Origin of the sequence: Mycobacterium sp. (assembly GCF_035274705.1) — a bacterium.
GTDB lineage: Bacteria > Actinomycetota > Actinomycetes > Mycobacteriales > Mycobacteriaceae > Mycobacterium.
Window position 1 is genome coordinate 91,367 of sequence record NZ_DATENY010000015.1, and the last position, 24,113, is coordinate 115,479.

A 24,113-nucleotide genomic window follows, 5' to 3' on the forward strand; every position below is an offset into this window, starting at 1 on the left:
GCACAAGTGCTCATCGCCCGATATCTTCGTTCCACAGTTCCGGGTTGGCGACGATGAACTCGGCCATCATTGTGACGCATCGCTCGTCGTCCAGGAGCGTGACCAACACTCCGTGTTCGGCCAGCCATTCGTGGCCGCCGGTGAAGGTGCGGCTCTCCCCGATCACTATGGCGCCGATGTTGAACTGGCGCACCAGCCCGCTGCAGTACCAGCAGGGCGAGAGCGTGGTCACCATCACCGTCTTGCGGTAATCGCGTTGGCGGCCGGCCGCTCGGAACGCGTCGGTCTCGGCGTGCACCGACGGGTCGTTGTCCTGGACGCGTCGGTTGTGGCCGCTGCCGAGCAGCACACCGTCGACCGAGAACAGCGCGGCCCCGATCGGAATGCCTCCCTCTGCCAAGCCTTTTCGGGCCTCTTGGTAGGCGACCTCGAGCATCGCGGCGGCGTCCATCGGCTAGACGGCTACTCGTTCCGCGATGATCTTGGACCGGCACAGCACCAGGTACGCCGCGCCGGACAGCAGGAATCCGACGAAGAAAGTGACGTCGCCCAGTTGCGGGTACGCCTTGGCCACCAAGCCGACGTACTTCTCCTGGTTCGAGAACAGCGCAACCGACACCACCAGCCCGATGACAAAGGCCAGCACGCCATTCCAGTTCGTGTAAGAGCGGTCGTAGAGGAAGCCGGCGACGCTTTGGCCACGACGCAGGTACTGGTCGGCGAACATCACGCCGAGCCAGGGCCCGATCCAGTACGCGATGATCAGCAGGAACGCCTCGTAGCTTTGCGCGGCGTCGGGCAGGGCCCACCATGCGACCAGAAACCCCGCGATTCCGAAGAACACGGTAGCCAGGGCGCGCGCGATGTGGTGAGGCAGCTTTATACCGAGCGTCACGAAAGCCATTGCGCCGGAATAGACATTGAGCGAATTGGCCGCGATCGCGCCGATCGCGATTGCCAGCAGCGTCGCCTTCGCCAGCGGCGAGGCGAGCTGGCTGGTGAATGCCTCGGTCGGATTGCCCAGCGCGTCACCACCGATGGTGACCGATGCGGCGCCGACGACTTCGAGGACCACACACGACAGGAACAGCCCGGCGGCCGCGAAGAAGCCGGTGCGGGCCGTGGACGCCGTCGCGGGCAGGTAGCGGGTGTAGTCCGCAGCGTACGGCGTCCAGCCGGCGGCGTATCCGAACGCCGTGCCGACGGTGAGAAGGAACCCGCCCATGCCTCCGACGCCGCCCGCCACAGCGGGAGCACCGACGTGTGCCTTCGAGAGGATCACGATCGACGTGATCGCGAAGATCACCGCGAGCACCGGGAATGTCCACCGCTCGAAGGCCTGCACGAGGTTGGGGCCGAAGAACGCCAGGGCGGTTTGCAGCAGCACGATGATGACCAGACCGAGCAGCGGCCCGATGCCGAACAACGTGGCCAGCGCGTAAGCGCCGCTGACGCTGTTGGTGGCGAACCAGCCGACGCCCGCGGTCACCGACATCAACACCGCGGGCACCGCATTTCCCTTGAAGCCGAACGGCAGTCGGCCCAACACCATTTGCGGCACACCGTGCAGCGGTCCGCGGGCCGACAGGAAATAGTGCGGAATGGCGCCAAGGGCAGTGCCGATCACGATGCCGAGGACCGCCTGCCAGAAAGACATGCCGAAGACGGCGACGGCCAGCACGCCGACGAAGATCGTCGCGAACTCCAGATTGGGCGAGGTCCACGTCCAGAACAGCTGGCTGGGCTTGCCGTGGCGGTCGGCATCGGCGATGAACTCATTCCCGCCCGGTTCCACAGCGACGATGTGGTCGCGGTAGGTGCCGTCGGTCTGCACGGGCGGTTCGGCGACTGTCATGGTCATACCGTCGTATCCGCAGCCTCAGGTCGCAACCGGAGTGAACCTTGCGGAAACAATCCGGCCACCGGACCAGTTGGACACGGACGTGAAGACACTGGTGGTGAGCGCGAGCCCGCGCGAAGACGGCAACTAGATCACGCGCGGTCCAAGCGATCCGCTGTCCTGCGCACAGGATCTCGGGCCTGACGTTCGGCGGGAATCAGTCGAACGTCGGCGGCTCGGTGCGACTGCGCTTCAGCTCCCAGAAGTGCGGGTAGGACGCGAACGTCACCGAGGCGTCCCACAGCTTGCCGGCTTCCTCGCCGCGCGGGATCTTCGACAACACCGGACCGAAGAACGCGACCCCGTTGACGTGAATGGTCGGGGTGCCGACGTCGTCGCCTACCGCGTCCATGCCCTCGTGGTGGCTCTTGCGTAGCGCCTCGTCGTACTTGTCGGTGTCGGCAGCCTCGGCCAGTTCGGCGGGCAGCCCGACCTCCTCGAGCGACTCGCGGATCACAGTTGTGAAATCGGGGTCGACGTCTCGATAGCTCTTGTTGTGGATCCGCGTGCCCATCGCGGTGTACAGCGGCGCGAGGATCTCCTGCCCCTTGGCCTGCTCGGCGGCGATCGCCACCCGCACCGGCTTCCACGCTTGCTTGAGGCCTTCGCGGTACTCCTCGGGCACGTCCTTGTTCTCGTTGAGCACCGCGAGGCTCATCACGTGGAAGGTCACCTCGATATCGCGGACCTTCTCGACCTCGAGGATCCACCGCGACGTGATCCAGCACCACGGGCACAGCGGGTCGAACCAGAAATCGGCTACGGACTTCTCGGGCATTGACGCATCCTCTCGAGGTCGAACGACAGAACTCCGTTCAGCACAACCATGCTCTCCAAGATGCTGTTCCCGCTGCCACGCCTTTCGCATAGCCGGGACACAGGACACGCATAAGTGCGGAACCGTTATGCAACCGTGTTATCGATGTGACCGCTGTAAACCAATGTTACCCGGGTGATATAGTGCGCAACGCTCCACGACGATCGCTGTCCTAATGGTCACGGCGGCCGTCGCCGTGGCGGCGCCGGCATCCGCAGACCCCACCACCGATAACTCATTCCTCAACACACTGACCAATGCCGGCATCGGCTACAACGATCCGGCCAGCACGGAGCAACTCGGACAGTCGATCTGCCCCATGCTGGTTGAGCCGGGCAAGTCCCTCGCGTCGGTCTACTCCACCGTCTCCAACAACGGCATCAATCCCGACATGGCGGCCTTTTTCACCGGCATCGCGATCTCGATGTACTGCCCGTCGATGATGACCTCGCTGGGCAACGGCACGTTCCTGAACTTCCTGCGGCCGCTCGGTCAGTAGCACCGCGAGGCCGCTTTGCGCGCCAGCCGATAGGTTGGACGCGTGGTTCTTCCCAATCTCACTCGCGAGCAGGCCCTCGAACGCGCTGCCCTCGTCACCGTCGCCAACTACCGCATCGTCCTCGATCTCACCGATGGGGCCGGTAAGCCGAGCGAGCGCACCTTCCGCTCGGTGACCACCATCGAGTTCGACGCGCTGGCCGGCGCCGACACGTACATCGACCTCGCCGCCGACACGGTCAACAGCGCGACGTTGAACGGCCGCGACATCGACGTGTCCGGCTATGACGAGTCAACTGGCATCCCGCTGTCCGGCCTGGCCGACCGTAACGTCCTCGTCGTCGAGGCGGACTGCTGCTACTCCAACACCGGCGAGGGACTGCACCGGTTCGTCGACCCCGTTGACGGCGAGGTCTACCTGTACTCGCAGTTCGAAACCGCGGACGCGAAGCGGATGTTCGCCTGCTTCGACCAGCCCGACCTGAAGGCCGCGTTCGACGTCACCGTCACCGCGCCGGCCCATTGGGAGGTGGTGTCCAACGGCGCCACCCTCAGAGTCGAGGACGACGGCAGCCAAAGTGGAAAAGCCAAGCGGCACACATTCACGCCGACGCCACGGATGAGCACGTATTTGGTGGCGCTGATCGCCGGACCGTATGCGCGATGGGACGACACATACACCGATGAGCACGGCGACATTCCGCTGGGCTTGTTCTGCCGCACGTCGCTGGGCGAGTTCATGGACGCCGAGCGGCTGTTCACGCAGACTAAGCAGGGATTCAGCTTCTACCACAACAACTTTGGCGTCCCGTACGCGTTCGGCAAGTACGACCAGCTGTTCGTGCCGGAGTTCAACGCCGGCGCGATGGAGAACGCCGGCGCGGTGACCTTCCTGGAGGACTATGTCTTTCGCAGCAAGGTCACCCGCGCGTCGTATGAGCGACGCGCGGAGACGGTGCTGCATGAGATGGCGCACATGTGGTTCGGCGATCTGGTCACGATGCAGTGGTGGGACGACCTGTGGCTCAACGAGTCGTTCGCGACATTCGCGTCGGTGCTGTGTCAGGCCGAGGCCACCGAGTTCACCGAGGCGTGGACGACGTTCGCGAACGTGGAGAAGTCGTGGGCGTATCGGCAGGACCAGCTGCCGTCGACACATCCGGTGGCCGCCGACATCCCGGACCTGGCGGCCGTCGAAGTGAACTTCGATGGCATCACCTACGCCAAGGGCGCCAGCGTGCTCAAGCAGCTCGTCGCCTACGTCGGGCTCGAGGAGTTCCTGTCGGGTCTGCGGGATTACTTCCGCGACCATGCTTTTGGCAACGCCACGTTCGGTGACCTGCTCGGCGCGCTGGAGAAGGCGTCCGGCCGCGACCTGTCGGGATGGGGTCAGCAGTGGCTCAAGACGACGGGACTCAACACGCTGCGGCCCTCGTTCGACCTGGATGCCGACGGGCGGTTCACCCGGTTCGCGATCGAGCAGAGCGGGGCAGCGCCTGGCGCGGGCGAAACACGAGTGCACCGCCTGGCCGTCGGGATCTACGACGACGACGACAGCGGCAAGCTGGTGCGCACCCACCGCGAAGAGCTCGACGTCGAGGGTGCCCTGACCGATGTTCCTGCCTTGCAAGGTGTTTCGCGGGGCAAGCTAATCCTGGTCAACGACGACGACCTGACGTACTGCTCGCTGCGCCTTGACCCGGAGTCGCTGCGGACGGCGCTGACCCGTATCGCCGACATCGCCGAGCCGTTGCCACGCACACTGGCGTGGTCGGCGGCATGGGAGATGACGCGCGAGGCGGAGCTGAAGGCCCGCGATTTCGTGGCACTGGTCATCAGTGGTGTGCATGCCGAATCCGAGGTGGGCGTGGCCCAACGCCTTCTGCTGCAGGCTCAGACGGCACTGAGCGCCTACGCCGATCCCGCCTGGGCGACCGAAAACGGTTGGCCGGCGTTCGCAGATGCACTGCTGGATCTGGCGCGCGAGTCGGCGCCGGGCTCGGATCATCAGCTGGCGTTTGTGAATGCGCTGTGTGCATCGGTACTTTCACCGAACCACGTCGCGGTGCTGTCGACGCTGCTGGACAACGAGCCCGCAGCGGTGAACATGCCCGGTCTGGTGATCGACACCGATCTGCGCTGGCGGATCGTCACCGCGCTGGCCGCCTCGGGTGATGTCGACGCCGACGGGCCAGACACGCCGTTCATCGACGCCGAGGCCGAGCGTGACCCAACCGCCGCAGGTAAGCGGCATGCCGCGCAAGCGTCGGCGGCGCGGCCGCAGCCCTCAGTAAAGGCGGCGGCGTGGGCGCAGGTGATCGAGGATGACACGCTGGCGAACATCACTGCGCGGTCGGTCATCGGCGGCTTCGTGCAGCCCGGCCAGTCCGAACTCCTGAAGCCGTTCACGCCCAAGTACTTTGGTGTGATTTCCGGTGTGTGGGAGCGGCGTTCGAGCGAGGTCGCGCAGACAGTCGTCATCGGGCTGTACCCGTCGTGGGACGTCAGCCAGGCCGGTCTGGACGCCGCGGATCAGTTCCTCGCCGACCCCGATGTACCGCCGTCGCTGCGCCGGCTGGTGATCGAGGGCCGCGCCGGCGTCGAGCGGGCGTTGCGGGCCCGCGCGTTCGACGTCACCTAGTGCCGCGAGCGTGCGTGTCTGCTCCGCGACACGCCGTCATTGGCGGGCATTTTGCGCACGGTCGCGCGCATACCCTTGCGAGGTGGCGGTCAGTCGGAGTCGCAGGGCACGGGCTGCCCGCAAGCGCAAGCGCCGTATGGATCTCGCCGACAACGACCTCACTGCCGAACAATGGGCGGCCCTAAAAGAGGCCTGGAACGGTTGCGCCTACTGCGGCTCGACCGAGGGAACCATGCAGCGCGACTGCGTACTGGCCATCTCCCGAGGCGGGCGATACACCCTGGATAACGTGGTGCCCGCCTGCGCTTCCTGCAATACGAGCAAGTGCAACGACGAGGTCACCGGCTGGCTGCGCCGGAAGCGACTCGACGAGCGCAGGTTCCTGATGCGCTTCATAGAGGTCCGCGCGGCGCTTGCTCAGTAGGTTGCGATTCGGGGAGTCGCATCGGCGCTCCATAAATCGCAGAATTCAGGGTGCGGAGACGCCGGCGCTGAGCACACGGACGGCGCTGATCAGGCCGTCCATCAGGTTGCCTTCCTTGAACGACGCGGCGGCGGCCGAGACGCCCAAAGGTGCGGCCTCTTCGATGCCGCGGCCCTTGACCTCCGAGCCGTACACCACCTCGATCGCGCGCTGATTCGGCGAAACTGCGAGCAGCACCGCGTTGTCGGGAGTCGGCACCTTGGCCAAGATGTCGCGGGCTGTGGCCGCGGTGTCCTCACCGAGCTCGCCGAGGTAAACCGCGAACCGGGCCTTCGCCGCCCGCGAGCCGTACTTCAGCGCATCGTCTAGGACCACCAGATCCTTGACCGGGAACGGGTAGGTCACCGACACATCGCCGGGCTGCGTGACGCCCGAGACCCGTCCGCTGGACGTTACGACGAAACCGACTGGGAGATCGGTCCGTTCGATAGTCGCGACTTCACCACTTGCCACTGGCGCCGCCTCCAATCGTCACCGTATGCGAGCCATGGCCGCCGTGACCGTGGTCGGCGGGTTCGTCGGACGCCCACAGAATCGGTTCGTGCGTCCAGGTCTCGGTGAGGTTGTAGGTCGCCGGGTGCGGGCCCTTGCGGTTCTTGCCGATGCCCCAGACCAGTGCGATCAACACCAGCGTTATGGCCAGCGGAACGCCTCCGAGGAGGGAATGAGTAAGTGCGATGCTCACGACGCAAACCGTAACCCACGACCCAACTAGGCCGCGCCCTCACCCAGGTATCGCACCCACGCCGGATCGAGTTCCTTCACCGACGACAGCAACCGCCAGTGCTGACCCTTGGGCGGTACCGGCATTGCGTGCAGCGTCCAGCCCAACTCGGCTAGCAGCCGGTCGGCCTTGCGGTGATTGCAGGTCGAGCAGGCCGCGACGCAGTTCTCCCACGAATGGTCGCCGCCGCGACTGCGCGGCACCACGTGGTCGACGGTGTCGGCCTTGCCCCCGCAGTACGCGCACCGGAACCGATCGCGGTGCATCAGCGCCGCCCTGGTCATCGGAATGCGGGCCCGGTACGGCACTCGCACGTAGGAATGCAGCCGGATTACCGACGGGACCGCGATCGACCGGGTCGCGGAGTGGATGATCGGGCCGTTCGGGTCGTCGTGCACGACGGTCGCTTTGCCGCACATCAGCATGATGACCGCCCGCCGCATGGGCAGAGCGGTCAACGGTTCGTAGGTGGAGTTCAGCAGCAGCACGCGCCGACGGCCCCAGATGGAGCCGTCGTTGGTACTGGGTGGATGGGTTTCGACGCTGTGCAGGACGCGCGACTGCGCATGCGGTATCGCGGGCCCGGATAAGCCCGCCGCGGCTCCGTGGTGCCGGTGGCCGCGACTCTTCTTGCGCTGCGCCATACGTCCTCCGACCGACAGTCCACCATGGATTGGGATCGAACGCACGACAATTCTGCCCGTGTTCGCTGGTCAGTCCAGTGAACAGCGCGTGACATCACCGGTCGAGCGCCCGTAACCAGCTACAGGGAGAATGGAGCGCGTGACCGTTCCGCAGCGCTCGTTCTACGACGAAGTCGGTGGCCACGACACCTTCCAGACCATTGTGTCGCGGTTCTATCAGCTGGTCCGTGAGGACGAGATCCTGCTTCCGCTCTACCCGCCAGACGAGCTCGATGACGCCGAGGAGCGGTTGCGGATGTTCCTCGAGCAGTACTGGGGCGGTCCGCGCACCTATTCCGACCGACGTGGTCATCCCCGCCTGCGGATGCGGCACGCACCATTCAAGATCGGCTACATCGAGCGCGACGCGTGGCTGCGGTGCATGCACACGGCCGTCGCGGAGATCGACTCGGACACCCTCGATGACGAGCACCGCAAGGAGCTCCTCGCCTATCTGGAAATGGCCGCCCATTCAATGGTGAATTCACCGTTCTGAGCGGCTGGCCCGGAAAGTCAGAGCAACCGCCCGACCACCTCTGACCACGGAGGTGGAATCGAGGCGTCGACGCACGCTGCAGCAGCCCCCCACAACAGGCCCTCCTCGATGCCTGACAACGGTGGCATGCCGGCCATCATCGCCGCGAGTATCGCAGCCGTGAAGGCGTCGCCAGCGCCCGTGGCGTCGACTGCGTCGATTCGGTGTGCTGCGAAGTGGCGCTCACCGTCGGCATCGATCGACATGGCGCCGTCGCTCCCCAACGTCAAGATGAGGCCACTGATCCGGCCAGCAGTCCAGTCGCAGTAGCGCCGCCACGGCGACGGTCGGGAGTCATCGGGCACCTCGGCCCGAGAACCGATGACGTACGAGATCGGGAGCGGTTCTTCCTGTTTCGGGAACGGAACAGACGCGATGACCGCATCCCGTCCGGCGAGCGAATGCACCATCCCAGCGAACTGTGGCCGCCACGCGGCGAGATATACCAAGTCACCCGCCTGAACGACGGTCGGATCGAGCCATACCGATGACATCAAATCGGGCACCACCCCAACGATGGTTCGTTCGCCAGACGGCTCGATCAGGAGAAGGACTTGCGAGGTGTCCCCGTCGACCGTGGCGACGTGGGTCGTGTCGACGCCGCAGTCGACGAGGTTGGCTCGACTGAGCTCACCCCAGTTATCTCGCCCCACGTACCCGACCATCGACACGGCAACGCCACGGCTGGCCAGGGCTCGAGCCACGTTCGCGCCCGTGCCACCAGCTCGGTCCGCAAGCCGCGCCCCCTGGACGAACCCACCTGACCGAGGAAGCGTCGGTAGCCGATATGGCCAGTCCCAGGCAATCGGACCGATGACCCAGCAGTTACGCATATCGCGCCCATCGATATCGAACCATCGCATCGACGATCGCGGTCGCGTGATCAGGGATACGAACCTGCGGCAGCCACGGCAACGCGTCGACTTCTGCGGGATAGAGGGCTCCGAGCAACCCGCCAACCAGAGCGGCCATGGTGTCGGTGTCGCCACCAAGTCGTATGGCCGAGAGCATCGACTCGGCGAGGCTTGAGGCATCACGCACTATCGAAATCGCGGCCGCGGTGGTCTCGATCGCATCGAGCGAGATTCCCGTTGTCGTCGGGGCGGTCCATTGACCTGCCAACGCATCGCGCATGGTGGCAACATCGTGTTCGTCGGGATCGTAAGCACGGATCGTGAACACGAGTTCTTCGCCGGCGACCTCCACCAAGGTAGCCGGATCCACCCCCTCGAGCGACCAGGCGGACATCGCCGCCACAACCTGCGCGCTGACGAGTGCCGACGGTGCGGCATGCGTTGTACGAGTGAGACGCTCGACCAGTGCACGACGATGATCTTGCGCCGCGACAGGTGCCGCCCATCCCACGGCGACCGCTCGGACGACGGCGCCGTTGGTCGAGCCTCCGGTCGCAACGAGTTCACCGGTCTTAAGGAATCGCTGCACTGCTGTCATCGTGGTTGGACCACGGCCGCGCATGGTGGTGTTCAGCTCGGCGAGCAACTCGAGCAGCCGCCTTGCCGGGTCCTGCTCTTCGCTCGACGATGCGATCGCTTGCCCGACGGCGAGAAGTTGATCCGTGTCATCCGACGTAGACCCGACCGGCCAGTCGTCCCGCTGTCCGATGGGTTCATCGAGTGTCATGCTGATTGCCTCGCTTGGTAACCCCTCCACGGGGGCCCCGACCGCGTCGCCGACGGCGAACGCCACCAGAGAAGAAGTCATTCGGCGGGCGACGGCGGATACGGCGTCTGGATAAGTTTGTTCCAGCAGGCCGAACTCTCTCCCCTGCATGGCGCGTCGGGCCGCGTCCAAGTTGGCCACCATTCCGCGAAAGTCACCATGCGCCCGGCACATTCGGGCCAACTCGAGGCGCTCGTGCGCCTGGTCGTAAGGGGCTCCGTCGGCATCGTTGTTCGCCACTACGTCATCGAGTAGGGCATGGGCCTTCCTCGTCTCTCCCCCATCGAAGAAGGACACGGCTTCGGAGTGACGCACCTTCGCGAGAGTGATCTCGTCACCCTGATCCATCGCCATTTGGCGGGCGCGCGCCAGCAACGCCCTGCCCTCGGTATGTAGTCCAGCGCCGCACTTGGCTTGTCCCATCAACCAATGACAGTTCGCGATTCCCCTTGCGTGACCGGCCTTCTCACGGACGGCGAGACTCGCCTCGAAATGCGCGTACGCGGAATCCCAATCCCGCTGCCACAACCGGATGAGACCGAGGCCGGACTGATTCCAGCCTGTGATCGTGAGATTCACTTCCTGTGCGGGAGTAGCCGCGAGTTGCTCCTCGCAGGCTCGGAACAGTTCCCCCGCCCTTTCCGGATTTCCGGCGAAGTACTCGACCTCACCGAGCAACATGTACCACGACGGACAGTACGGAGACCGGAATTCCGGACCGGTCAACACGTCGCGGGCGTCAGCGAAATGTCCTGTATAGAGCAGGATTTCGGCGAGCCGAAGTCGTAGGCGCTCCCGTTCGTCCACCGGTACGTGTGAAATGCCGTTGCGGGCCGTCGACTCTGCTTCCGGATACTCGCAGTCGCAGAACTCGATGTCCGCCTTCAAGAGGATAAATTCTGCAGAATCGACCGGTAGTTGGGCGAGCAGGCTCTTGGCATCCTCCACGGCACCTATACCGATGTAGACCTGGGCAACAAGGTAGTACACCTTGATGTCGATCTGCGATTTCGGATCAGACACGTCCATGACAACGCCAACAAACGGTATGCAGTCTCTGTACCTGCCAGCGTCCAGGAGTTCTTCGACGGCAGCACACCAGAATTTAACTCCGCGTGAATGATCCACCCGCATCAAGTGCAGCGCCGCTTCTGCTTGTGCGGCGGACCCTTGCTTCACCGCGTAATACTCGTACAGCACGACGTCTGCATCGTGTGTCTGCTTGGGAAAGGATCTGGCTAGTTCGCGGCGAAGGAGTTGATGAACGGCGTAGACGGCGGTGTCCTCACCGGATTCGGCGCCCGCACTTCCAGGGCGCTTCTCCAGTATGAACGAGAAGTTGACCAAACGACTGAAGTCGTCGTAACTTCCGTTGAGCCGAAGGCAATCCGCCAGATAGGCGAACTCCGTGAATCCAAATGACCGCGTCGCGGCAACGGCGATCACGTTGCGCTGCATCCCCTCCGCCACGGACGACATAAGCCGCGCCACGAGAAGGCGCCCCCTGTCCTCGAGGCTGGACTTGATGTTCGAGGACAAGTCGGCACCACCCTCGACCCCTGCCGGGGAAGCGAGCACGTCTGCATACAAGCCAAGCATGAAGGGATGAACCTCGTTCGGTTCACCCGTCGAGTACGCGATGACCTGGCTCTGCAAGCGGGGGTCCTTGATCCCCGCGGAGTCCAGATACCAAGCTGCGTCGGCGGGTGACAAGCCCGCGACGGATTTGGCATCGACGTACTCCTCAGCGATCGCAGCTTCCTCGGCCAATGCCCAGCGGGGCGGCTTCCGACCAGCGACGACGACGACGATGCCGCGTTCGAGGTCGATACCACCAAGCAGCGAGCGCAACCACTTGTCGCGTGAGATCGATGCGAGCGATATCGACGAACGAGTGGGATACAGATCCTCCCCCCAAAAGGCCTCATGGGTATCGAAGAACAGCGCGATGCGACTGGTGGCGCCCTTGTTCGTCAATGCGTTGTTGAGATCCTGTGCGAAGAAGAAGGGGAGAAGGTCGGCCAAGTCGGGATCGGCCGCCGACTCCATGATCATGTCGACGTATTCGTCCTCAACCGGACGTTGCATCCGCCAGCGGGCGAATGCGTTATTGGTTCGCTTGTCGATGAGGGTGAGCAGCGCGCGACCGGTGGCCGCAAACGGCAGCGACGCCAACGCATCCATGAGATTGACGGCGAAATCAAGCTCGGATGCCGGAAAGAGTTCCGGCAGCGTCTTCTTGTAGTCCAGTCCCGACTTCTGCAAGTAGTTCAGCGCCGCGAAGTCGAAACGGGGTGTGGCTACCTTGAACCTGGCGAGCTGCCGCTTCAACATGAAGAGCGCCGGAAGCGCTTCGAGTGGTCGCTTCTCGCCGATCGGCTGAGCGCCGAAGTCCAGCAACGCACTTGCGACCGCAATGGGCTTGCGCGCTTCTCGCACCCGCTCCACCAGCGTTGCCAATGGGCCGGCCCGAACGACATCCCATTCGGCGGCATCGAGTAGGTAGCAGCTCCGCGCATGCATGTAGCGCAGCAACAGTGACTTGCCACTGCCACCCATCGCATGCAGGTAGAGAATCTCCGCGGGTAGTGGGCAAGGTCCGTTCAACTTGCTCAGGAAGTCGTACAAGAATTCGTGACGATCCGCGAAGTGGTTGAGCTTCGAGATCGCGGAGGCCGGCGTCCGCGCACCGGTCCGGTCGAAGATCGCCACGGTTCGGAGGCTACACCCGAGGAATGCTACAAAAGCGGTTCAACGGGCGGTCCGAACGGCGACATCGTCAGCGGAAGGTGATCGGCGCATCCTTGCCTCATCAGTAGGACGTCACCCCATACCCAGCCACGCCGATCGATCCCACCGGTGTAGAAGGACACCACGCGAAAGCCCTGTGGGGCAAGCAGATCGTGAACCTCGAAGAAGTCGCCGTGGGGTTCGTCTGGTCGGCGGAAGAAGTCACACTCCACCAACGCGAAATCGATTCTGCCTTCAGCCAGCATCGTGGCGGCACCCTGAAGCACGGAGACCTCGAATCCTTCGGTGTCGATCTTCAGCAGCCCCACGCGCTTGATCGTGCGCCGAGCGCAGAACTGATCAACCGTGTCGACCTGGACTGTCGTCAAAGCCTGCGAAGAAACATCGGGCGTCATTGTGTTCAACACATTCCGATCCGTCGTGATCGTCGCTTCGCCCGGTGTCGCGCCGAGTGCCAGGTCGACACACTCGACGCGGCTCAATCCTGCGGTATTGCGGCTCAACTCGACGAAGGTCGCCGGCACTGGTTCGAAGCTGTAGATGGTGGCCTTCGGAAAGCTCTCAGCAAGCAGCTCCGCAGTTTGGCCGACATTCGCGCCGACGTCGAAGAACGTGGCTGCGCTGTCGTGTCCGATGAGGCGTTTTAGGTCATGTCTCCAGCCGACGCCGTACGGGATGTCGACCGATCGACCCACCCACAGCCCCAGCCGTTCGAGCACCGACCGGCCAAACGCTCCGATGCTCTTGCGCATCAGACAGCGATCGCGTCGACGAGCAGGCTCGGATCGAGCTCGATAGGAACGTTGCGCTGCTCTGCGACATCGCACAGGAGGTCGGTGGCCGCGTTCTTGCTTCGCACGACGAGTTGACGCGGATTCGGTCGAAACAGCGCGCGGGCAGCCTCGCTGGTTCCCACGTTGATGGGGTCGTTGACGCCGAGCCCGAGGCGTGCCGCAACAACCGCAGATTGACGTAGCCGCGCGTGCGCAATACCCGCAGAGTGGTCGCCGTCTTCAGAACGAAGTGTGGACGCGGTGCGCACCGCACCGAACCGTGCTTCTACCTGGTCTAGATACCAACGGGTCAAATCCTGGCCGCGCAGATCTCGTCGCACGTCGACACCATGAAACAGCCTGCGGCCGGCCAGGCTGCTGTGTTGAGGCGCGCCCAGCAATCCCGCCATCTGCGCACCAAGGCACGCGTGCGGCAGCAACACGTCATCGCGTGTCGCCGAGATGCCCGCAGCTGCAACCGGGTCGACCACGACTGCCAACGTCGGATCGATGCCTGACCACCGATCAGCACGGCACGTCCGGTGAAGCAGGCGCGCCACCGTGCCCTTGCTTGTCCACCCGTCGATGAACTGCAGGCGATCAGCGAGGCAACGGCGCGTCAGCCAGGACAACGCGCTCTCGTCGACGACCCCGTTGGCAATGGAGATGCTGAAGTGGCGAACGTCAAGCCCGTGGACGAAAGCAAGCCAGCGCTTGACCAAGACCCCGACCGGCGTGCCCGCCCGAGCGATCGACACCAGCACCACGTCTGTTCCACGCCGTTGGAGGATCCGTTCAGCCAACGCGCCGACCATCATCGCGATCACATCGGCGGAAGCGACGGCGTAATCACGCAGCCGATCGCAGTACTCTGCGTTCGGCAGGTAGTCGGCGTATTTCGCAGACGGCGCGTCGCTCAGCAACAAGGACACCTCCGACTCAAGGTACGAACCAACGATTGCCCCCATGCGACCTCCATCACCAAGACCGTCCTATCCATCGGTTCATACCAGTCAAATCACCCCGCGTCGCGCCTGAAGGCCCGCATGAGGGTCGATCGGGCCACTCGGCCGGGCGGGACCACATAGCGAACGCCGTATATGTCCCATGAACCAGCGTGGGATCCGTTTCCAGCGTGATGCCGCGAGATCGCGCCATCTGTTGGTCATTCGCCGTTGAGCCTTCGCCTTCGGTCGCCCCAAGAGCGCCGGGCCGATGGCCACGGTATTCGGCACAATGACCCATTGTGGGTGAATACCGGACCGGTCCGTGGTGGTCGAATGCTGTCTTCTATCAGGTGTATCCGCGCTCGATCTGCGATTCGAACTCAGACGGCGTTGGCGATCTGGACGGTGCAACCGCCAAGCTTCCCTACCTTCGCCGTCTCGGCGCCGATGCCATCTGGCTCAACCCTGTGTACGTATCCCCGATGGCTGACGAAGGCTACGACATAACGGACCCGCGCGACGTCGACCCCCTCTTCGGTGGTATCCAAGCATTGGATCGCTTCCTCGCGGCCGCACATGAGCTAGACCTCAGAGTCGTCATGGATCTGGTGCCGAACCATTCGGGCGCGCAGCATCCCTGGTTCCAAGCGGCGCTGGCAGCAGATCACAGCAGTGCGCAACGTGAGCGCTACATCTTCCGCGACGGCCGCGGCCCGGACGGCATGCATCCGCCGAACAATTGGGTGTCGGTGTTCGGGGGACCGGCATGGACACGGGTAACCGAGCCCGACGGGACTCCAGGCCAGTGGTACATGCACCTTTTTGCCGCCGAGCAGCCCGACCTAAACTGGGACAACCCCGAGGTAATAGCCGATTTCGAGCAGACCATGCGCTTCTGGCTAGATCGCGGAGTCGATGGCTTCCGTATCGACGTGGCACACGCGATCGCCAAGCCACAAGGCCTTCCCGACATGGATCTGAGCAACGTGCAACTGCTACGCCTGCACGACGACGACATCCGCGCGAACAACCATGGCGTCCATGTCGTACATCGCCGGATCCGCGCGCTGCTCGATGAATACGAAGGTGCGGTGTCGATTGGCGAGGTCTGGGTCGACGATTTCGAACAGTTCGGAATGTACGTCCGGCCTGACGAACTGCATCTGAGTTTCAACTTCCAACTGCTTCAAGCCCCCTTCGAGGCGAATGCCGTTAGGGAGGCGATTCGGATCTCGTTGGAGGCCGTCACCTTGGTCGGCGCCACTCCAACCTGGGCGCTGGCCAACCACGACGTCGATCGGACCGTGCAGCGCTACGGCGGCGGAAAGACTGGGCTCGAGCGCGCTAGGGCGATGGCATTGGTGATGTTGGCGTTGCCTGGCGCAGTTTTCGTTTACTACGGCGAGGAACTCGGCTTGCCCAACGTCGTACTACCGGATGAGGCGCTGCGTGATCCCGTCTGGGAGCGCTCAGGGCGGGAGGTACGCGGCCGGGACGGATGCCGAATTCCCATGCCATGGGAAGGTAGTGCGCCCCCGTTCGGCTTTTCGGACAACCCAGACACGTGGCTGCCGATGCCGGCGGAATGGACGACGCTGACGGTCGAGACACAGGAAGACGACCCCGAATCGACACTGTCATTGTTCCGCAAGGCGATCGAGTTACGGCATTGCAGGGCCGATTTCAACGACGCGTCGGTGGAGTTCCTGGACGGCGCACCGGACCTCGTGACGTTCCGCTGCTCCGACGGGTTGGTGTGCGCGCTGAACGCGGGTCGTCGCGCGATGGCTCTGCCCGTCGGCGAGGTGCTGCTCGCTAGTGCTGCATTGGTGGACGGCCAGCTGCCACCGAACACCGCCGCCTGGCTGGTCTAGTTATCTCGCGAGCAGACGCAAATGTCCCCGACACGCCGAGGTTTTGGGGCCGTTTGCGTCTGCTCGCGCAAGAGAAGCTAGCGCAGGACCAAGGCGGGGTCGCCGCGACGGCGATACACCGACCCGAAGCGGGCGTCGATGCGCAGCCACGATGGAAACGCGCGAACCCGCACGATCTCGTCGGCGGCCACAGTGCTGGGGTCCAGCTGCCCGGACGCGTCCGATTGCGGCAGGAAACCCATTGCGGTCAAAGCGAATACGCAGCGCATCGGGATACCGACCGTCACGTCTCCGGAGTGGACCGCCAGCACCTCCTGATCAAGCAACGACGCAGGCGGTCCGTGCGCGCTCGAATGTTCTTTGACCAGCGCGACTCCGCGCTGCGCCAGTTCCAGCACCACACGCGCCGGCACGTCGTCGACATGGACGAAGCCCGATTCGGGAGGAAGCGCCCCGCGCCACGCCGAATCCATCGAGAACCCTGACTCGACAAAGCCGCTGCGATCCATCGCATTCAGCCCCGCCGCGAGCGCGTCGGCGCCGACACTGTGGTCTGCGGGCCGGACCCGCCCGCCGACCACTCGGCTGGCGAGTACGTCGAATCCCGTTGCCACCCAGGCGGCGACGAGCCCCCCGGAGCGCTCGCGCAGCCGGATGACCGCGGCGTCGTCGAGCCGCAACGCCCGCTCGGTGAACGTCGCCAGGTCCTCGCGGTGGGTGGCGTCGTCGAGCCAGATACCGCGTTCGGTGCTGCTCATCGGGTCCAGCGCTGCAAGTACTCTCGTTGTTCAACGGAAAGCCGTTGCAGCCGTTGCTCTTCGATGTGCACGGCGGCCAGCTGCGTTTCACCAATCACGGACGGCTTCGAATCCGGCGCCGCGCTGAACGACCGCACCTCGTAGCCGATCGTGAAGTCGACCGCGCGCACCCGCTTCGACCACATGGTCACCTGCAACGGCGAATCGATCAGACGCAACTGACCTTTGTAAAGGATTTTGACCTCGTGGATCAGCAGGCCGATCGTGTTGATGTCCGCTCCGAATGGTTCACGCAGGAAGGGGATGCGGGCCTCTTCGAGGATCGTGACCATGGTCGCGTGGTTGATGTGCTGGTACATGTCGATGTCCGACCAGCGCACATGCACCGGCGCAACAAAACTCGTCACCCAGAAGACCCCGCTCCACTCGTTCGTGTCATGCTGCGGATCTGGCGGGCCGCCACCGACAACGTCGCCAGGTCATGCTCGCCACTTTCGTATATCTCGGTCAACGTGCGCCTAGCGCGCGAGACGCGGGAGCTGTTGGTCATCTCCCACTCGGCGATCTTCTCCTCGCCGCTCTCGTCTGGCTCGCCCACAGCCAGCACGTCGAAGCACAGCGCCCGCAGCGATCCATAGATGTCGTCTCGGATCGCCAAGCGGGCCAACGAATGCCAGCGGTCATCGCGCTCTAGCCGCGACACCGCGGTGAGTAGGCCGTCGGTGCTGAGGTGGTCCATCAGCGCGAAGTACGTGTCGGCGACTTCGGCCGGTTCCCGGTCCTTGATGTCGGCGATGTCGATGACGTCGAGCAGGCTGTACTGATAAAGGCCGGTCGCCACTTCGTAGGCCAGGTCCTCCGGCACTCCGTGCGAACAGAATTCGCCGGCTTCCTTTGCAACGATCGCCTTGTCGTCGCCACGCAGCCACTCCGACATGCGCGGTGTCAGCGTCGCGACCTTCTGTGCGAACCGGTTGGTTTCGGCGCCGACTGCCAGCGGTTGCGGGCGATAGTTGAGCAGCCAGCGGCCGGCGCGGTCGATGAGCCGTCGCAGATCCAGCGTCATCCGGTCGGTCACCGCCACCGACACCCCGTTCTCACCGGAATCCCGGATCTGCCGCCACACCTCGCCGACCCGGAAGATCGCATTGGTCGCGACATAGCTGCGCACGGCATCGACCGGTCCGACGCCGACGTCCTCGGTGATCCGATACGCGTAGGAAATGCCAGCGGTGTCGACGAGATCGTTCACGAGCATGGTCGTGACGATCTCCCGGCGCAGCTGATGCGAACGGATGTCGCTGCCGAACGGCTCGCGCAGTTTGGCCGGGAAATACCCCGGCAGTCGCGAGGCGAACGCCTCCTGATCCGGCAGCTCGCTACCCAGCACTTCGTCTTTGAGCGCGAGCTTGACATGGGCCATCAACGTCGCGAGCTCGGGCGATGTCAGGCCGATGCCAGCTTCGGTTCGCCGCCGGATTTCCTTTTCCGACGGCAACGCCTCCAGTTCTCGATTCAGCCCGCGCTCCTTGACGAAGTCCTTGATCATTCGCGCGTGCACGGGCAGCAGGCTGGCGGCATTGGCTCGGCTGGTACCCATCAGATCGTTCTGGTCCACGTTGTCCTCGAGCACCAGCCGACCGACCTCGTCGGTCATCGACAGCAGCAGATCGGTTCGCTCCTGCGGGCTGACCTTGCCGGAGGTGACCAGTGAGTCGATCAAGATCTTGATGTTGACTTCGTGGTCCGAGCAATCGACACCGGCCGAGTTGTCCAGTGCATCGGTATTGATCCGGCCGCCCGCCAGGTCGAACTCGACACGTCCCAGCGACGTGACACCGAGGTTGCCGCCTTCACCGATCACCTTGGCGCGCACTTGGTTTCCGTTGACGCGCACCGGGTCGTTGGCACGGTCGCCGACGTCGGCGTCCGACTCCGTCTCGGCCTTGATGTAGGTGCCGATGCCGCCGTTGAACAGCAAGTCCGCCGGCGCCTTCAGGATCGCCTTGATCAGACTAGGAGGTGTCATCTCCTCGACGGCATCGTCGATGCCAAGGGCTGCTCTTGCCTGCTTGGTGATCGGGATGGCCTTCTGTTCCCGGCTGTACACGCCGCCGCCCTCGCTGATCAGCGAGCCGTCGTAGTCCTCCCAGCTCGACCGGGGCAGGTCGAACAGCCGTTTACGTTCGTCCCATGACCTCGCGGCGTCGGGGTCGGGGTCGATGAAGATGTGCCGATGATCGAACGCCGCCAGCAGCCGAATGTGCTTTGACAGGAGCATGCCGTTGCCGAACACGTCGCCGCTCATGTCGCCGACGCCCACAACCGTGAAGTCCTCGGATTGGGTGTCGACGCCCATCTCGCGGAAGTGTCGTTTGACCGACTCCCACGCACCTTTGGCGGTGATGCCCATCGCCTTGTGGTCATAGCCGACGGAACCGCCGGAGGCGAACGCGTCGCCGAGCCAGAAGCCGTATGACTTGGCGACGTCGTTGGCGATGTCGGAGAACGTGGCGGTGCCCTTGTCGGCCGCCACGACGAGGTAGGCGTCGTCGCCGTCGCGGCGCACCACCTCTGGCGGGCTGACGACCTTGCCCGTGGCCTTGTCGACATTGTCGGTGACGTCGAGCAGACCGGCGATGAACAACTTGTAGCAGGCCACGCCCTCGTTGCGAGTCGCGTCGCGGTCGGTCGCGGCGTCACCGGTGGCCACGGGCGGCTGCTTTACGACGAACCCGCCCTTGGCGCCGACGGGAACGATTACGGCGTTCTTGACCGCCTGCGCCTTGACGAGGCCGAGGATCTCTGTGCGGAAGTCTTCGCGCCGGTCCGACCATCTCAGGCCACCGCGCGCGACGTGCCCGAACCGCAGGTGCACACCCTCCACCCGAGGCGAGTACACGAAGATCTCGAATTTCGGGCGAGGCAGCGGCAATTCGTCGATCAGCAGAGGATTGAGCTTGAAAGACACCACGTTCTGCTCCCTGGCCGAATCCGACCGGGTAACAAAGTAGTTGGTGCGCAACGTGGCTTGGATCATCGACGCGAACGCGCGCAGCACGCGGTCGGTGTCGAGGCTGACAAGCGCGTCGATATCGGCTGCCACGGCTGCGGCGGCGGCCTGCGCATCGCGGTGATTCGGCGTATCTGACGGTGCGAACAGCGCTCCGAAGAGTTCGACCAGCGATCGCGCGGTCCCGGCGTTCTCGATGATCACGGACTCGATGTGCGACTGGCTGTAGGGAAAACCCGCCTGCCGCAAGTACTTTGCATAACTGCGCAGAATGACCACCTGCTGCCACGTCAGAGCCGCGCGCAGGACCAGCTCGTTGAAGCGGTCGATCTCGACTCGACCATGCCAGATCGCAGTCACCGCATCGGCGAACCGCTCTGCCATGGCGTCGCGTTCGGGGCCTTTGGCCGCCTCCGGGATGGTCTGATGTGGAGAGATCTTGAGCTGATAGATCCACACCGGCAACCCGTCGGGCCGTGTCACGGTGAAGGGACGCTCCTCGAGCACCACCACGCCCATGGACTGCAGCATCGGCAACAGCTCGCTCAGCGACGCCGAGCGCCCACCGAGATACCAGGTGAGCTGCGCGATGCGCTCCTCGTCACTGTCGGCGAGGACGAGTTTCACCGAATCATCTTGCAGCTCTTCGATGATCGCGATGTCGTTGATGGCCTCGGATGGCGTGATTGCCTGCTTGTAGACCTCGGGGAACGCGGCGGCATAGTGCTCGGCCTTGGCCTGGCTGATCGAGCCGTCCTTCACCGCGCCCAGCAACCGGTCACCCCAGGTTCGGGCGGCCTCGGTCAGCAAGTTCTGGATGCGTGTTTCGTTCTCAAGCGAGACGTCGACGGCGGCCGGACGTGACACTTCGGGTAGACGAACGGTGAAATGTACAACGGCCCAGGGTGATTCGCTGACCCTGGCGGCGTAGTCGATGCTGACACCACCGAGTTCGCGCACGAGAATGTCCTGCATCGCCAGCCGCACCGCCGTGGTGTAGCGGTCGCGTGGCAGATACACCAGGCAGGATACGAAATGGGCGAGTTGATCGGCACGCACGAATAACAGCGTGCGCCGTCTCGAGCCGAGGTCGACGACGGCCATCGCCATGTCGAGCAGCTCTTTGGCGGTAAGCGCGAAGAGCTCCGACCGCGGGATGGTCTGGATGATGTCGAGCAGCAGCTGTCCCGGATGGCTTGGGTCACGGTGCGCCATGGCGAGCGCGTCGTTGACTCGTCGCGAAATCAGCGGTATCTCAAGCACATTGGCGTTCATCGCAGCCACCGTGAACAACCCGACGAAACGATGCTCGATCGCCGTATCCCCGGTGCTTTCGCGGACCACGACGATATAGGGATAGGCGCCGTAGCGCAGATAGCTCGGCATCGTGGCCTGCGCCAGCACGAGCGGTTCGTCGTTGGTCGTGAGCGGCGGCAGCACGTCCTCACGCAACCGCAGCACACCAAGGCGGCTCGACGGGTCGACCGATGATTGTCCGTCGAGCACGGGGCAGCGTTGATAGCCGAGCAGCACGAAATGCCCGTCGGCCAGCCAGCGCAGCAGCGCGGCGACGCCCTTGCGATCGGTCCCGGGGAACCGGCCCCCGTGATCGCTGTCGAGTTCGGCGGCCAAGCTGCGCAGCATCGCGGCCATAGCCGTCGAGTCGAGGGCCACCTGTCGCGCGTCGGCGAGCACGCTGGGCAGCAGTCGCTCGGCCTCTTCCAGCGACTTGCCCTCTACCGAGTCGGCCAGCTGGACGTGGATCCACGTCTCGTCGATGCCGTCACGAAATGCCGCAGCAGACGCCGGCTGGATCTCCAGGAGCTCCCCGGCCGGGCCGCGGCGGACCCGGAACACCGGGTTCATGATCGCTTTGTAGGCGACGCCGAGCCGGTGCAATAGCACGGTGACGGAGTCCATCAGCATCGACGCGTTGTCCGTGACTATCTGTAGTGCCGGGCCGAATCCCGCAGGATCGTCCTCGGCGTAGATGGCGACGCGGGTGTCCCCTATTCGCCGACGCTGACCCAATCGGTAGTGGGCCTGGATCAAAGACGGTGACAGCAATCCCGCAGCCGTGCGGTCGACGGGACCGGTGACGGCCGCATCGGCTCCTGGCGCATCGCCATGCGGACCGCGGTAGGTAGCAAGGTAGGCACGCGCGAGCCGGGCAGCGGCGTCCTGACTCAACATCCGCGAGTCGGTTCGTCCTCCAACACCTGTGCCCGTCCGCGGATTGACCGACATGCGACGCTCCTGATTCACACCTGCGTACCGGCACTGGTACGCACAAGCGACATTAGTCGCGTGTGAGCCGGCGGTGGGTCACCCTGTGCGGTCGGGCCGCGTCGATGCCGAGACGTTCGACTTTGTTCTCCTCGTAAGCGGCGAAGTTGCCCTCGAACCAGAACCATTTGGCCTCGTTGTCGTCGTCACCCTCCCACGCCAGGATGTGCGTGCAAGTGCGATCGAGGAACCAGCGGTCGTGCGAAATCACGACTGCGCAGCCGGGGAAATTATCCAGCGCGTTCTCCAACGAGCTCAGCGTCTCCACGTCGAGGTCGTTGGTCGGCTCGTCGAGCAGGATCAGGTTGCCGCCCTCTTTGAGCGTGAGCGCCATGTTGAGCCGGTTGCGTTCACCGCCGGACAATACGCCCGCCGGCTTCTGCTGGTCCGGACCCTTGAACCCGAACGCGGAGACGTACGCCCGCGACGGAATCTCGTTCTGGCCGACCTCGATGTAGTCCAGCTTGTCGGACACGACCTCCCAGACCGTCTTCTTGGGGTCGATGCGTGCCCTGGACTGGTCGACGTAGCTCAGCTTGACGGTGTCGCCGACTTTGACGGTGCCGCTGTCGGGCTGCTCGAGGCCAACGATGGTCTTGAACAGCGTGGTCTTGCCGACGCCGTTGGGCCCGATGACGCCGACGATGCCGTTGCGGGGCAGCGTGAACGACAGGTCCTTGATCAGCGGCCGTCCGTCGAAGCCCTTGTCGAGGTGATCGACCTCGACGACGACACTGCCCAGCCGCGGCCCGGTCGGGATCTGGATCTCCTCGAAGTCGAGCTTGCGGGTCTTCTCGGCCTCGGCTGCCATCTCCTCGTAGCGCTGCAGACGGGCCTTGCTCTTGGCCTGCCGCGCTTTGGCGCCGGACCGAACCCATTCCAGCTCGTCCTTCAGCCGCTTCTGCAGCTTGGCGTCCTTGCGGCCCTGCACCGCGATGCGCTCGGCCTTCTTTTCAAGGTAGGTCGAGTAGTTGCCCTCGTAGGGGTACGCGCGACCGCGGTCGAGTTCGAGAATCCACTCCGCGACGTTGTCCAGGAAGTAGCGATCGTGCGTGACGGCGAGGATGGCGCCCTTGTACTGCGCGAGGTGCTGTTCGAGCCACAACACGCTCTCGGCGTCGAGATGGTTGGTCGGTTCGTCGAGCAGCAGCAGGTCGGGTTTGGACAGCAGCAGCTTGCACAGCGCCACGCGGCGCTTCTCACCACCCGACAGGTGGGTGACGGGCTCGTCGGGGGGCGGGCAGCGCAGCGCGTCCATCGCTTGCTCGAGCTGAGAGTCGATGTCCCACGCGTCGGCCGCGTCCAGTTCCTCCTGCAGATGGCCCATCTCCTCCATCAGCTCGTCGGAGTAATCGGTGGCCATCAACTCGGCGACCTCGTTGTAGCGATTGAGTTTGGCCTTGATGGCCACGCCTTCCTCGACGTTCTCGCGCACGGTCTTTGTCTCGTCGAGCTGGGGCTCCTGCTGCAGAATGCCGACCGTCGCACCGGGCTGCAAAAGGGCGTCGCCGTTGTTGGGGGTGTCTAGCCCGGCCATGATCCGCAAGACGCTCGACTTACCGGCCCCGTTCGGGCCGACGATGCCGATCTTCGCGCCTGGAAGGAAGTTCAGACTGACGTCGTCAAGGATCACCTTGTCGCCGTGCGCCTTGCGGACCTTCCGCATCGAATAGATGAATTCGGCCATTGCCGTGGTGTTGCCTTTCGCGAGTCTTTTGGGTGATGCTCGCGGACCATCGTAGGCGTGAC

19 protein-coding genes are annotated in these 24,113 nt (G+C 64.2%); 5 read left to right on the plus strand and 14 right to left on the minus strand.

Translation table 11 applies throughout. The features are described from left to right. Nucleotides 1-10: 10 nt before the first annotated feature. The 3 genes from VJV41_RS03655 to VJV41_RS03665 all read right to left on the minus strand — a co-directional run bounded on the left by VJV41_RS03655 (nucleotide 11) and on the right by VJV41_RS03665 (nucleotide 2,678). The gene (locus VJV41_RS03655; protein ID WP_325331182.1) at nucleotides 11-451 is read right to left on the minus strand and encodes a nucleoside deaminase; all 441 of its coding nucleotides are present in this window, start codon (nucleotides 449-451) and stop codon (nucleotides 11-13) included. Nucleotides 452-454: 3 nt separating this feature from the next. Then, nucleotides 455-1,855 (minus strand): purine-cytosine permease family protein, encoded by a 1,401-nt coding sequence (locus tag VJV41_RS03660; RefSeq protein ID WP_414684871.1) that lies wholly within the window; start codon nucleotides 1,853-1,855, stop codon nucleotides 455-457. A gap of 202 nt (nucleotides 1,856-2,057) precedes the next feature. Then, nucleotides 2,058-2,678, minus strand: coding sequence for a DsbA family protein (locus tag VJV41_RS03665; RefSeq protein ID WP_325331186.1), 621 nt, complete (start codon nucleotides 2,676-2,678; stop codon nucleotides 2,058-2,060). 214 nt (nucleotides 2,679-2,892) lie between these two features. Between VJV41_RS03665 and VJV41_RS03670 the strand changes: the two genes are divergently transcribed. From VJV41_RS03670 to VJV41_RS03680, 3 genes are all read left to right on the plus strand, one after another. Then, nucleotides 2,893-3,216 (plus strand): DUF732 domain-containing protein, encoded by a 324-nt coding sequence (locus VJV41_RS03670; protein WP_325331188.1) that lies wholly within the window; start codon nucleotides 2,893-2,895, stop codon nucleotides 3,214-3,216. A gap of 42 nt (nucleotides 3,217-3,258) precedes the next feature. Then, on the plus strand, nucleotides 3,259-5,856 hold the full coding sequence (pepN, locus tag VJV41_RS03675) for an aminopeptidase N (protein ID WP_325331190.1): 2,598 nt from the start codon (nucleotides 3,259-3,261) through the stop codon (nucleotides 5,854-5,856). A gap of 82 nt (nucleotides 5,857-5,938) precedes the next feature. Continuing rightward, the gene (locus VJV41_RS03680) at nucleotides 5,939-6,280 is read left to right on the plus strand and encodes an HNH endonuclease signature motif containing protein (protein ID WP_325331192.1); all 342 of its coding nucleotides are present in this window, start codon (nucleotides 5,939-5,941) and stop codon (nucleotides 6,278-6,280) included. 45 nt (nucleotides 6,281-6,325) lie between these two features. Here the strand turns inward: VJV41_RS03680 and VJV41_RS03685 are convergent, their stop codons facing one another. The 3 genes from VJV41_RS03685 to VJV41_RS03695 are packed head-to-tail and all read right to left on the minus strand — an operon-like array spanning nucleotide 6,326 to nucleotide 7,708. After that, the gene (locus tag VJV41_RS03685; RefSeq protein WP_325331194.1) at nucleotides 6,326-6,793 is read right to left on the minus strand and encodes a DUF5130 domain-containing protein; all 468 of its coding nucleotides are present in this window, start codon (nucleotides 6,791-6,793) and stop codon (nucleotides 6,326-6,328) included. After that, nucleotides 6,780-7,025 carry a hypothetical protein gene (locus VJV41_RS03690; protein ID WP_325331196.1) on the minus strand — a complete coding sequence of 82 codons (246 nt, stop codon included), beginning with the start codon at nucleotides 7,023-7,025 and terminating at the stop codon, nucleotides 6,780-6,782. Before VJV41_RS03690 ends, VJV41_RS03685 begins: the two co-directional genes overlap by 14 nt. 26 nt (nucleotides 7,026-7,051) lie before the next feature. Further along, nucleotides 7,052-7,708: an HNH endonuclease gene (locus VJV41_RS03695; protein WP_325331198.1), complete on the minus strand. Its 657-nt coding sequence runs from the start codon at nucleotides 7,706-7,708 to the stop codon at nucleotides 7,052-7,054. A gap of 130 nt (nucleotides 7,709-7,838) precedes the next feature. On the opposite strand from VJV41_RS03695, the gene VJV41_RS03700 reads away from it, so the two are divergent. Next, on the plus strand, nucleotides 7,839-8,243 hold the full coding sequence (locus VJV41_RS03700; protein ID WP_325331200.1) for a globin: 405 nt from the start codon (nucleotides 7,839-7,841) through the stop codon (nucleotides 8,241-8,243). 17 nt (nucleotides 8,244-8,260) lie between these two features. On the opposite strand, the gene VJV41_RS03705 is transcribed toward VJV41_RS03700, so the two are convergent. The 4 genes from VJV41_RS03705 to VJV41_RS03720 are packed head-to-tail and all read right to left on the minus strand — an operon-like array spanning nucleotide 8,261 to nucleotide 14,454. Next, nucleotides 8,261-9,145: a carbohydrate kinase family protein gene (locus tag VJV41_RS03705; protein ID WP_325331202.1), complete on the minus strand. Its 885-nt coding sequence runs from the start codon at nucleotides 9,143-9,145 to the stop codon at nucleotides 8,261-8,263. Next, on the minus strand, nucleotides 9,108-12,674 hold the full coding sequence (locus tag VJV41_RS03710) for an ADP-ribosylglycohydrolase family protein (protein WP_325331204.1): 3,567 nt from the start codon (nucleotides 12,672-12,674) through the stop codon (nucleotides 9,108-9,110). The genes VJV41_RS03705 and VJV41_RS03710 overlap by 38 nt, the downstream gene beginning before the upstream one ends. Nucleotides 12,675-12,700: 26 nt before the next feature. Beyond that, on the minus strand, nucleotides 12,701-13,465 hold the full coding sequence (locus VJV41_RS03715; RefSeq protein WP_325331206.1) for an FkbM family methyltransferase: 765 nt from the start codon (nucleotides 13,463-13,465) through the stop codon (nucleotides 12,701-12,703). Beyond that, nucleotides 13,465-14,454: a cysteine protease StiP domain-containing protein gene (locus tag VJV41_RS03720; protein ID WP_325331208.1), complete on the minus strand. Its 990-nt coding sequence runs from the start codon at nucleotides 14,452-14,454 to the stop codon at nucleotides 13,465-13,467. Before VJV41_RS03720 ends, VJV41_RS03715 begins: the two co-directional genes overlap by 1 nt. 278 nt (nucleotides 14,455-14,732) lie before the next feature. Here VJV41_RS03720 and VJV41_RS03725 point away from each other — a divergent pair, with 278 nt between their 5' ends. Continuing rightward, nucleotides 14,733-16,307, plus strand: coding sequence for a glycoside hydrolase family 13 protein (locus VJV41_RS03725; RefSeq protein ID WP_325331210.1), 1,575 nt, complete (start codon nucleotides 14,733-14,735; stop codon nucleotides 16,305-16,307). A gap of 77 nt (nucleotides 16,308-16,384) precedes the next feature. Here VJV41_RS03725 and VJV41_RS03730 read toward each other — a convergent pair whose 3' ends face one another. The 4 genes from VJV41_RS03730 to ettA are packed head-to-tail and all read right to left on the minus strand — an operon-like array spanning nucleotide 16,385 to nucleotide 24,051. Further along, nucleotides 16,385-17,065, minus strand: a complete 681-nt coding sequence (locus VJV41_RS03730) for a hypothetical protein (protein WP_325331212.1) — start codon at nucleotides 17,063-17,065, stop codon at nucleotides 16,385-16,387. Beyond that, nucleotides 17,062-17,424, minus strand: a complete 363-nt coding sequence (locus tag VJV41_RS03735) for an acyl-CoA thioesterase (protein WP_414684875.1) — start codon at nucleotides 17,422-17,424, stop codon at nucleotides 17,062-17,064. Before VJV41_RS03735 ends, VJV41_RS03730 begins: the two co-directional genes overlap by 4 nt. Before the next feature lie 44 nt (nucleotides 17,425-17,468). Next, a complete protein-coding gene (locus tag VJV41_RS03740) occupies nucleotides 17,469-22,325 on the minus strand; it encodes an NAD-glutamate dehydrogenase (protein WP_414684872.1) in 4,857 nt (1,618 codons plus the stop codon). 52 nt (nucleotides 22,326-22,377) lie between these two features. After that, nucleotides 22,378-24,051, minus strand: coding sequence for an energy-dependent translational throttle protein EttA (gene ettA, locus VJV41_RS03745; protein ID WP_325331216.1), 1,674 nt, complete (start codon nucleotides 24,049-24,051; stop codon nucleotides 22,378-22,380). Between the last annotated feature and the right edge of the window lie 62 nt (nucleotides 24,052-24,113).